The organism is Streptococcus sp. HMSC064D12 (genome assembly GCF_001837205.1).
Lineage (GTDB): Bacteria > Bacillota > Bacilli > Lactobacillales > Streptococcaceae > Streptococcus > Streptococcus salivarius_D.
Map to the genome: position 1 here is coordinate 1 of NZ_KV831717.1, position 10,132 is coordinate 10,132.

Annotated in this window: 10 protein-coding genes and 1 pseudogene; 3 read left to right on the forward strand and 8 right to left on the reverse strand. The window is 35.6% G+C overall.

Going from position 1 to position 10,132, the window contains the following annotated elements:
* The 3 genes and pseudogenes from HMPREF2697_RS10330 to HMPREF2697_RS00790 all read left to right on the forward strand — a co-directional run.
* A pseudogene (locus HMPREF2697_RS10330) lies at positions 1 to 108 on the forward strand (glutamine ABC transporter substrate-binding protein); the annotation flags it as partial.
* Between the two features lie 17 nt (positions 109 to 125).
* Positions 126 to 824 carry an amino acid ABC transporter permease gene (locus tag HMPREF2697_RS00785; RefSeq protein WP_014633207.1) on the forward strand — a complete coding sequence of 233 codons (699 nt, stop codon included), beginning with the start codon at positions 126 to 128 and terminating at the stop codon, positions 822 to 824.
* An 11-nt stretch (positions 825 to 835) separates the two neighbouring features.
* Positions 836 to 1,486 carry an amino acid ABC transporter permease gene (locus tag HMPREF2697_RS00790; protein ID WP_002886253.1) on the forward strand — a complete coding sequence of 217 codons (651 nt, stop codon included), beginning with the start codon at positions 836 to 838 and terminating at the stop codon, positions 1,484 to 1,486.
* A gap of 76 nt (positions 1,487 to 1,562) precedes the next feature.
* Here HMPREF2697_RS00790 and HMPREF2697_RS00795 read toward each other — a convergent pair whose 3' ends face one another.
* From HMPREF2697_RS00795 to wecB, 8 genes are all read right to left on the reverse strand, one after another.
* Complete coding sequence (locus HMPREF2697_RS00795; protein WP_049554297.1) at positions 1,563 to 2,444, reverse strand: DNA/RNA non-specific endonuclease; 882 nt, start codon at positions 2,442 to 2,444, stop codon at positions 1,563 to 1,565.
* 61 nt (positions 2,445 to 2,505) lie between these two features.
* Positions 2,506 to 2,694, reverse strand: coding sequence for a DNA-directed RNA polymerase subunit beta (locus HMPREF2697_RS00800; RefSeq protein ID WP_014633209.1), 189 nt, complete (start codon positions 2,692 to 2,694; stop codon positions 2,506 to 2,508).
* Position 2,695: 1 nt separating this feature from the next.
* Entirely contained in the window at positions 2,696 to 3,967 is a 1,272-nt protein-coding gene (murA, locus tag HMPREF2697_RS00805) for a UDP-N-acetylglucosamine 1-carboxyvinyltransferase (protein WP_014633210.1), read from the reverse strand.
* Positions 3,968 to 4,034: 67 nt separating this feature from the next.
* Complete coding sequence (locus tag HMPREF2697_RS00810) at positions 4,035 to 4,271, reverse strand: DUF1146 family protein (RefSeq protein WP_002890830.1); 237 nt, start codon at positions 4,269 to 4,271, stop codon at positions 4,035 to 4,037.
* Positions 4,272 to 4,592: 321 nt separating this feature from the next.
* Positions 4,593 to 5,696, reverse strand: a complete 1,104-nt coding sequence (locus tag HMPREF2697_RS00815; RefSeq protein ID WP_013990687.1) for a family 8 glycosyl hydrolase — start codon at positions 5,694 to 5,696, stop codon at positions 4,593 to 4,595.
* Positions 5,697 to 5,704: 8 nt separating this feature from the next.
* A complete protein-coding gene (locus HMPREF2697_RS00820; protein WP_014633211.1) occupies positions 5,705 to 7,015 on the reverse strand; it encodes a glycosyltransferase family 2 protein in 1,311 nt (436 codons plus the stop codon).
* Positions 7,016 to 7,159: 144 nt separating this feature from the next.
* The gene (locus HMPREF2697_RS00825) at positions 7,160 to 7,948 is read right to left on the reverse strand and encodes a hypothetical protein (protein WP_045769136.1); all 789 of its coding nucleotides are present in this window, start codon (positions 7,946 to 7,948) and stop codon (positions 7,160 to 7,162) included.
* A 2-nt stretch (positions 7,949 to 7,950) separates the two neighbouring features.
* Entirely contained in the window at positions 7,951 to 9,102 is a 1,152-nt protein-coding gene (gene wecB / locus HMPREF2697_RS00830; protein WP_013990691.1) for a non-hydrolyzing UDP-N-acetylglucosamine 2-epimerase, read from the reverse strand.
* Positions 9,103 to 10,132: the final 1,030 nt, after the last annotated feature.

Consider the following 10,132-nt stretch of genomic DNA (forward strand, 5'->3'; position numbering starts at 1 on the left):
TTGATTGATTATACCAACGATTTGATTGCTAAATGGCAAAAAGATGGTACCCTTCAAAAACTTTACGATAAGTATCACTTGAAACCAGCTAAGGCTGAAGATAAATAGAAAGGAGTCCTGAATTTATGTATCTTTTAACTGAAACGGCTAGTCCTTTCGCTCTTGAACGTTGGGCTGCTTTCTTCGCTAACTTTGGGCAGTTTGCCAAAGGTTTCTTTTACACCCTTGGCATTTCAATTGGTGCCTTGATTGTAGCTCTTCTTCTTGGGCTCATCTTTGGGGCTATGAGTTCGACTCATAACAAGGTCCTTCGTGGCATTTCACGTGTTTATGTCGAAATCTTCCAGAACACACCCTTGCTCGTGCAATTCGTGGTTGTCTTCTATGGGATTTCAATCTTGACTGATGGCCATATCATGATTCCAATTTCATTGACAGCTATCCTTTGTGTAGGGGTCTACACAGGAGCCTATATCTCTGAAATTATTCGTACAGGTATCGAGGCGGTTCCTAAAGGTCAAACCGAAGCGGCTTTGTCTCAAGGATTCACCTACGCTGATACCATGCGTATCATCATCTTGCCTCAAGCAGTCCGTACTATCTTGCCACCATTGACCAACCAAGTGGTTAACTTGATTAAGAACACTTCAACAGTTGCTATCATTTCTGGGGCGGATATCATGTTCACTGCTAAGGCTTGGGCTTATGATACCACTAACTATGTGCCGGCCTTTGCTGGGGCTGCCTTCCTCTACTTTATCATGTGTTTCCCTCTAGCTACTTGGGCACGTCGTAAAGAAGAAGAGAATAAGAAAGCTTACTAAGGAGGTCCACTATGTCAGAAGTTTTATCAGCTACTAACCTTAAATTCTTGGCACAAGGGATGTGGACGACCCTTTACTTGTCTTTCTTCATCATCGTGCTATCTACCCTGTTCGGAACAATTCTGGCGGTGATGCGTAACGGAAAGAATCCTATCCTTCGTTGGATTGCTTCTATCTACGTTGAGTTCGTCCGTAACGTTCCTAACTTGCTTTGGATTTTCATTATCTTCTTGGTCTTCCAACTCAAGTCAACTGCGGCAGGGATTACCTCCTTCACGGTCTTTACTTCAGCTGCTTTGGCGGAAATCATTCGTGGGGGACTGAACTCTATCGACCATGGTCAAACGGAAGCTGGCTTGTCTCAAGGATTTAACAACAAACAAATCTTTATTTACATTATCTTCCCACAAGCTATTCGTAAGATGTTGCCATCTATCATTTCTCAATTCGTAACAGTTATCAAGGATACTTCTTTCCTTTACTCTGTTATCGCCTTACAGGAATTGTTTGGTAAGAGTCAGATTTTGATGGGTGGTTACTACGAACCTAGTCAAATCTTTACCTTATACGGTATTGTGGCTTTAGCTTATTTCGTGGTTAACTTTGCTATTTCTAGCTACTCTCGCTACCTCTCTAAACAATGGGAGCAAGCTAGTGAATAAAATAAAAACTCACCTACGGGTGGGTTTTTGTTTTTCTGGATACTAAAAACGACTCCAATCGGAGTCGTTTGTTTCGTTAATTCACCGTTACTTTCCCTGAATAATAATCTAGGGTAATTCCCTTTTGGACATTTGGAACGAAGACATTGAACTCAAGCGAGCCATCTGCTGACTTGGCTTCAAGATGTGATCCTGATGGAATCAGGTTATCTCCTTCATAAATGAGAGTCACGCGGTAACGGACACGTTTGTTTTTATCCTGAGCTTTTCGTACCAGGCTTTCATAATAGTTTTGGCCTGTGGAAGTTTCACTATTAGCTTGGTTAGCCCAAGCAGTTTGAACAGCAATATTCTCTGGATTTGAAGTCGAGGCATCAAATCCTTTGAGGCCACCTACTAGCGCATAACCTAACAAATGGCCTCGGTCTACGGCATGGCTATACTCTCCTGAAAGATTGTGAACTTGATGCCATCCAGCTGGTGTCCAAGAAGTTGAGCCATTCCCTGTTTCTTGACGATTTTTGTACTGTCTGGTCGCTTTACTTAACAAGGCATTCGCAACTGTAGGAACCGTTTGTCCTTGAACGGTTTTAACTTGGTTACTAGCATAGGGTTGGCTAGATACCTTAGCATTAAGATTGGTCTTATTACCATTAACAATATAAGCCCCTGCCCCATTCCATTCTATGGCGTTTCCTAGTTGACTCTTGACAGAGCTAGTCATCACTGTCTCAGCGAGCTGCTCTTGTGGCGTAGACTGCCCTCTTGTTGAGCCTTTTGATTTGACGGAGTTATTAGATTTTCCCGAGACTAGACTAGCTACCTGCTTGATTGGATTGTTAGGTGAGAGCTTATTACTCGTTCCAATGTAACCTAACACTGCAATCAAGACCGCTATTAGTAACGAGACTAGTTGACGTTTCTGTTTATTTGTTAAAGATGTCTTTCTTTTTGCCATTGTTCTCTTTCTTTTATATGAATGTCATGACTAAAGGAGCGGGATTACTTCCCACTCCCTTTTATTTTCCTGTAAATTTAGCAACAATTGCCTGCCAAGTTTCTGGTTTTAAGATGCTTATCGGATCCTTGCCCTCTCCTAAAACAGCATAGCCAACCATCAAACCGATAGCTAGAAAAACAAGGCCAATCACACACACACTCAAAACAAGTAATAATTGACGAAAAACATAGCCTTTACCAGTTTCCATACTAAGCCTCACTTACACGTGAAATATTTGCTCCTAGTTTAGCTAGTTTCTCATGGAATTGATAGTAACCACGATCCAAGTGAGTTAATTTACCAACAGTCGTTGTTCCTTCAGCCACCATTCCTGTAAGAATAAGTGCTGCCGAAGCTCGAAGGTCAGTAGACATAACTTGAGCACCTTGAAGTGGCAAACCACCGTGAATCATAGCCGTATCACGAAGAATTTCTGAATGAAGTCCCATACGACGCATTTCTTCCAAGTGTTGGAAGCGATTCTCAAAGACAGTTTCAATCATGGTTGATTCACCGTTTACCACTGCCATAAGTGCTGTAAATTGAGCCTGCATGTCAGTTGGGAAACCTGGGTGAGGTAGAGTTTTAACGGTTACTGGTTTCAATTGAGAAACATCAGATTTAACACGAATGCCACCTTCTTCTTCCTTAACATCAACACCCATTTCCAATAATTTTGAAATCAAAGGACGGTTATGTTCCCAGATAGCATCTTTGATGAGGACATCTCCAGAAGTCATAGCCGCTGCTACCATAAAGGTACCTGCTTCAATACGGTCCTGAACAACTGCATGTTTAGTACCATGGAGAGCTTTAACACCTTTAATCACGAGTGTTTCAGTTCCAGCACCTTTGACGTCTGCTCCCATCTCGTTAAGAAGAAGAGCCAAGTCAACGATTTCTGGTTCACGCGCAGCATTTTCAATGGTTGTAACACCATCAGCCAAAGTTGCTGCCATCATAAGGTTTTGAGTGGCACCAACAGATGGGAAGTCCATATAAATCGTTGCACCTTTAAGGTTTTCTACCGTCGCAGTAATGTCACCACCAACTTGGGTAATTTTAGCACCCATTGCTTCCAAACCTTTGAGGTGGAGGTCGATTGGACGACTACCAATCGTACAACCGCCAGGCATTGAGACCTTAGCGTGACCATTACGGGCAAGAATAGGTCCAAGAACTACGATTGATGCACGCATCTTACTAACATACTCATATGGTGCTTGATCGAGAATTTCTCCACTAGCATCAACAACAACGGTATTGTTTTCCTCGTCAAAGTCTACAGCAACATCTAAACCACGAACAACATTATTCATCGTGTAAACATCTGACAAGATTGGAACATTAGTTAAGGTTGTTTGACCTTCCGAGGCCAAGATAGTCGCCGCCAACAAAGGGAGGACAGCGTTTTTAGCACCTTCAATGACAACCTCACCACTTAATCGAGTGTTGCCACCCTGCACAATAATTTTATCCATAAGGATTCCTTTCAAGGGTCATTTTCATCTTTTTGTATTATATCAAAAGTCTTTTAAAATCACTAATTTAAGAAATCGAGCTGGCCATATTCTGTCCAAAAGCTAAAACCGACAGAATAAAGGAACTGATAAGGTAGCCTAAGGCAATACTGATAAAGAGCAAAAAGAGTTTCAATTTTCCAGTATTTTCAATCGGATTTTTGATAATCTTCGCCCAATCAAAGAGGCTAATCAGCATATGGTAGCTCAATCCTATAAATACAAGGTGACTCGCCAAAGTGACGAATTGATTAATAATAGTCATGGTACTATTATACCATAGAAAGCTAAGCTAAAACATAAAAAGAGGGTGAGACAGTTCTAAACATTTATCATATACAATCAAAAAACTTCCCTTAATATCTGTTTCTAGAGAACAGCTTTAGGGAAGTTTCTAAGTTATTCGTGATTAATAACTACTTTGTAATTTTTCTTAATACTCTAGCTATTTAAAAGACTTTTATCAATTAACGTTCTTAAATACTGAAAAAGAATACAATCACCATCTCATATTAATAGCTCAATAGTATACCTTCAAATTTACTTAAAGTATTCTTCTATTCAAACTAAATACTATAATGATAATTTAAAAAAATTCCATGGTAACCAAAGTAATAATTGCAGAATCATAATAATTATTTACTGGTAGGTTCTGCATAAAAACTATTTTATTTTGCTGAACCAATTTCAAATATCCTGAATCTTTATCAGCTGCAAGAGCAATTGGTGCTTTAAAACATGCAGCCTGATGGTCATCTAAAAAATTACCATCTAAATTATAATTAGAAAAAATATTCTTCTGTGTCATGAAGAAATCCAATAGCTTACTGAGGACTCTCTGACTCTTTTCATCGTTACTTTGTGTAAGATTGTATGGAAGACGACAAGCGTTATAAGAATAAGTAGAGTCAAACTGGGAGGAGATAGTATGAGGCTTAACATTACGAACTCCCGATTGGTCAACCCAGATAAAATCTGGAATTAATCCGGTTTCTGTTTGAGAACTAATTGTTTCCAGACTGCTTAACATCTTATCGCTAATACTCAACCATTTTTTATCTTTAGTAACTTCATAAAATGATTGGAATTGCTTTGGTAAAGCATCAGATGTTCTCATTAGATTATAATACTTTGAATCTCTGTTTGCCCAGTTCCCAACAGTTAAGATTCCAGTATTTTCATTATAATTATATTTGAGAATATCCTGCAAGATAGCCTTAGACTGCGTTTGATACTCGTCTTTCTGACTTGGCCACTGTTTTGAGGCTTCAATTAAAGCATAAGCAATATAAAGATCTCCGTCCGTTGCATTGTGTTCGTCAACATTTTTAGAACTCTTTTGAACAATTTGTTCCCAAGACATCAATTGACTTCCTTCAATACGATGAGATAAATAATATTTGTAGAGTCTTTCAAAATCTTGTTGACTCGCTAGACCTTTCTGAGCCGCTCTAACAGTTATTAGCATCCCGTAACTTTGGGACTCCGAGAGTACAATGTCCTTATCTTTATCATTTGTAGTTTTGATATAAGCTTCATTACCATCTTTTACTACGAAGTGTCTCTCCCACTGTTGGTAAATCCTATTACGAATATCTGTCTTGGTTTTAATTCTTACTGAAAACATCAAAAAAACAAATAGACCAAGGGTTACTATAAACCAAAAATATTTAAAGTATTTTATTTTCATATACACTCCTATTCTGCAAAACGTTTAGTTTTAACCCATGTTGTTCCTTCACGGTGAAGAACTTTATCCATGATAATAGACCACAACGAATCTAAAGAAACAATAATGAACAACTGTGCGTAACTAAAATAAGAGAGAATCGCTAGCCAAACTTGCTTACTTGTCGCTTGTCCGAATTGCGATGCTAACGCAACATTGATTTGTAATAAATACAAACCAATCATTAATAGCCAATTAAATAACATCAATTGAGCTATGTATATATTACTTGCATCAAATGCAAACGGAATTTGTATAGTAGGAAAGAAAGGATGTAAAATAATAGCTAAAACATTGGCAAAGAAAATTAAATCTGATAAGACAATCGCTCCATTAAACCAGAAGAAAATACAAGAGTAATTAGCAACTTCTAGTTTTACTCGCCAATTTCCTTTACCGAACAAGTGTTTAAAATTTGATAAAACAACTTCGTAATTACCTTTGGCCCAACGTTTTCGTTGCATATAGTAACTTTTAAGGGTCTCAGGTTCTTGTTGAAACGCCTCGGAATTATATGCCAATGCAATTAATTTACCGCTTTGCATAATCTTGAAGGAAATATCTGTATCTTCTGTTAAAGCACCATTTCTCCAACCACCAATACTTTTTACAAAATCAGTTTGAATAATAAAATTAGTACCTGGAATACGACCTATTTTAAACAAATGCCACATTCCAACATGGTGTACACGTTGCGTTACGACAATTTCTTGATTTATACAACGTGTTAAGAAATTTTGTTTTGCATTTCTTGTTTTATTCCGTCCAAAAGCAGCTACTCTTCTTTCTGGATCTTTTAAAACTTCCTTAACTAAAAAGTAAAGTGCATTCTTTTCAGGCATGGCATCCGCATCATAAATACAAATATAATCACCTTCTGCCATCTTGAGCGCATCATTAAGAACACCCGCTTTTCCACCAGTTCCTTTGCGGTTAATAATTGTGATATTACGCCCTTCATATTCTGGTAATGCCTGAACAGATAGACACTCTTCATAAGTACTATCTGAACAATTGTCCGCAAATAAAAGTAACTCAACTTTGTCATGTGGATAATTCAAATTTAATATAGCTTTTGCAGTCTGTGCAATAACGACATCTTCATTATGTGCTGGGACGACAATAGTAACCTTCGGATAATAAGGCAATGCTTTCTTATCTACTTTAAAATCACTATGCTTTAGCCAAAAATGAACACCAGAAACTAGGATAACTACTCCCCAAATTAAAGAAATCCAAATCGATACTAGCGTAAAAATCATTAAAAATTGACTAACCATGTTCCACCGCCTTGAAATTATGGGAAACACGTTCATAGATAATTGTATACTGGATAAATAAAACTATGAAAGTAATAACAAAAAGAAGACTAATAGATAAAGCAAATACAAAAAACAAATTAGTAATGGTCATAATTTTTCCCCCTAATATTCAACAATTATATCTGTCTCTAGTTGACGGTTTAAATTGCTAATTAACTCACTATAATCATCAAATTTTTTTAAATTATTCTTATTAATTTCAAGAAATCCTGTCTGAAATTGAATACTTTGATGATTATTTCCCCAATCGAATGTTATCCCTTTTAACTGTCTTTCAAGACTATCTTTATAAAAATCATTTAAGTTTCTTGAATCATTTTTTGATAAAATTAAGAAACTTCCATCAGCAACATAAAAAATTTGCTCAAAACGATTCAACTGTTTTGAAATTTTAAGATAAATACTAGTAATCAAATGATTATATTCTCGAGGATCCAATTCAAAAAACTGTTCTTCATGAGAATAATGAATCAAAAGCGCATTAATAAATTTATTCTCATTCAATTTAATTTCTTTTAATACTGCTTGATAAGATTTTCTAGCTTTTCTTTCCTCAATTTGAACAGAAGAAATATATTTATAAAAATAAGACTTAATCTTTGATAAAATTCCAAGCAACAAAGGAAAACTAAAAATAAGTACTAAAGTATCTTGAAGTGATATATAGACAACACCACTAACCAAAATAAAAATACTTAAAGCAAAACTTAAAATTATCATCCAGGTAATCAGAAGTTCAGATAAAAAACATACTGCGCCAATACCTAGAACAAGAAGGATAGACTCAAACATAAAGTACTCAGGATTGAATTGATAACAATAAGAAAACAATAAAGCTTCAAAGAAAATCAAAAATAAAATCCAATACCAGACTTTTTTATCTTTTTTCACACCTAATCTCCCCCTTCATGGAACTCTGAAACAGAATCTGCTAAATTAAAGTACACTTTAATAGCTTGAACTATTCTTTCAGCTGCTTTTCCATCACCATAAGGATTGGGAGCCTCAGACATTTCTTTATATAGAGCTTCATCTGTTAAAAGCGACTCCATTGCTTCTTTCACTTTTTTTGTATCTGTCCCGACAAGTTTCAGTGTCCCAGCTTTAACACCTTCTGGACGTTCCGTTGTATCTCGTAATACTAAGACAGGCTTCCCAAGTGAGGGAGCTTCTTCTTGAACACCACCTGAATCCGACATAATAAAATAACTTCTAGATGCTAAATTATGGAAATCAAAAACATCCAAAGGAGCAATTAGATGAATTCTATCATGGTCACCCAAAACTTCTTTCGCTACTGCTTGTACAGAGGGACTCAAATGAACAGGATAAACTACTTCAATCTCAGGATGGTTATCAACCATTAGTCGAAGAGTTTTGAATACTCGATGCATTGGCTCACCTTGATTTTCTCTACGGTGCATCGTTACTAAAATAATCTTTCTTCTATCATCAATTTTATCTAGAACTTCATGATAATAATTATCTTTAACTGTTAGTTTTAGGGCATCTATCGCTGTATTACCAGTGACATAAATAGCCTCTTTTTTATGATTTTCTGACAATAAATTAGCCTTACTTTCTTGAGTAGGTGCAAAATATAAATCAGAAAAGCTATCAGTCATCTGACGGTTCATTTCCTCTGGATATGGTGAATATTTATCGTATGTTCTAAGTCCAGCCTCAACATGGCCGATACTTACTTTATTGTAAAATGCAACTAAGCCGGCAGCAAAAGTTGTTGTTGTATCACCATGAACTAAAACCAAATCAGGTTTTTCTTTTCTTACAACAGGATCAAATTTAGACAAAATTTTAGAAGTAATTTCCTGAAGCGATTGATTTTTCCCCATGATATCCAAATCATAATCAGGAACTATTTCAAAAGTATCCAAAACTTGATCAAGCATCTGACGATGTTGTGCTGTCACCACTGTAATAGTATTAATAGTTTCTTGATGTTTTTTCAACTCAAGAATTAACGGCGCCATTTTTATTGCCTCTGGCCTCGTTCCAAAGACAACCATAATATTTAATTTTCCCATTAAATCCCCCTATAACCTATACAAAATCAATATAATATTGACATATAAAACTTTACATAAACACTTTATTTTTCCAAACAAAATAGATAAAACTATTTATCTTTTAAAAAAAGCACTAAAGGGTATACTCTTATCATTGGTCTTCTTAAGTAAGTTATGTAAAGTAGATAAAGAAAAAAGGTCTCAATAAAAGACAATCATAACTAATAAAATCAAGAAATTAAGACAAAAGAATCCTAAATGTAAAGCATCAAAAGATAGTAATATTAGAAACCATTTTAATCTTTACTTCCCAATTTAAAAAATAGACTATTTGATAAATAAAAAAACTGCAGGACAAAAAACGCTTTGCTAATAAAAGTGCTTTTGAATCCAGCAGTATTGCTAACTTATATATTTCATAATAACTTCTCCCCATTTTAAAGAGCGTCCCCTTTACTTACGCTCTATCCCTATCTTATAAACTGAAACATCGGAATGACATACCTATCCAACATCATGTAGCAATAAACACAGATAAGTTGCATTTAACCCCCTTCCCCAAAGGGATTAAAGATGACTAACAAGGCTGCTCCAAATTACTAGTACCAATGTTTCATATTCATATAGATGGTATAATTATAGCATGTTATTTTTTTTTTTTCAACCTTTTTCAATTTTTTATTATTTTAATTATTTTGTAATTATTTTAAAAGGTATCTCTAATTAACTATTCCTACTTAATATATATTTAAGAGGTATTTATATATCTTACTAAATTTTCAATTAATCAAACATTTATCCATCAACCTACTTGGTATATAGTCAAAACCACTCGTTCTCTATACTCCCCGCTCCCGAAAAAAGTTAGACAAATAATTTAAGTAAAGGATTTAGTCCTGTATTGCACAGGACTAAGTCCTTTTCTACCATTGTCAAGTATATCAAAGTATTTGCCGAAAAATAGTTTGAGTTCCATAGTCAAACTAAGGAAATTGTCTTTTTTAACTATAATTCAGTGTAAAAAGTGTACACTAAACCAACACCTTAT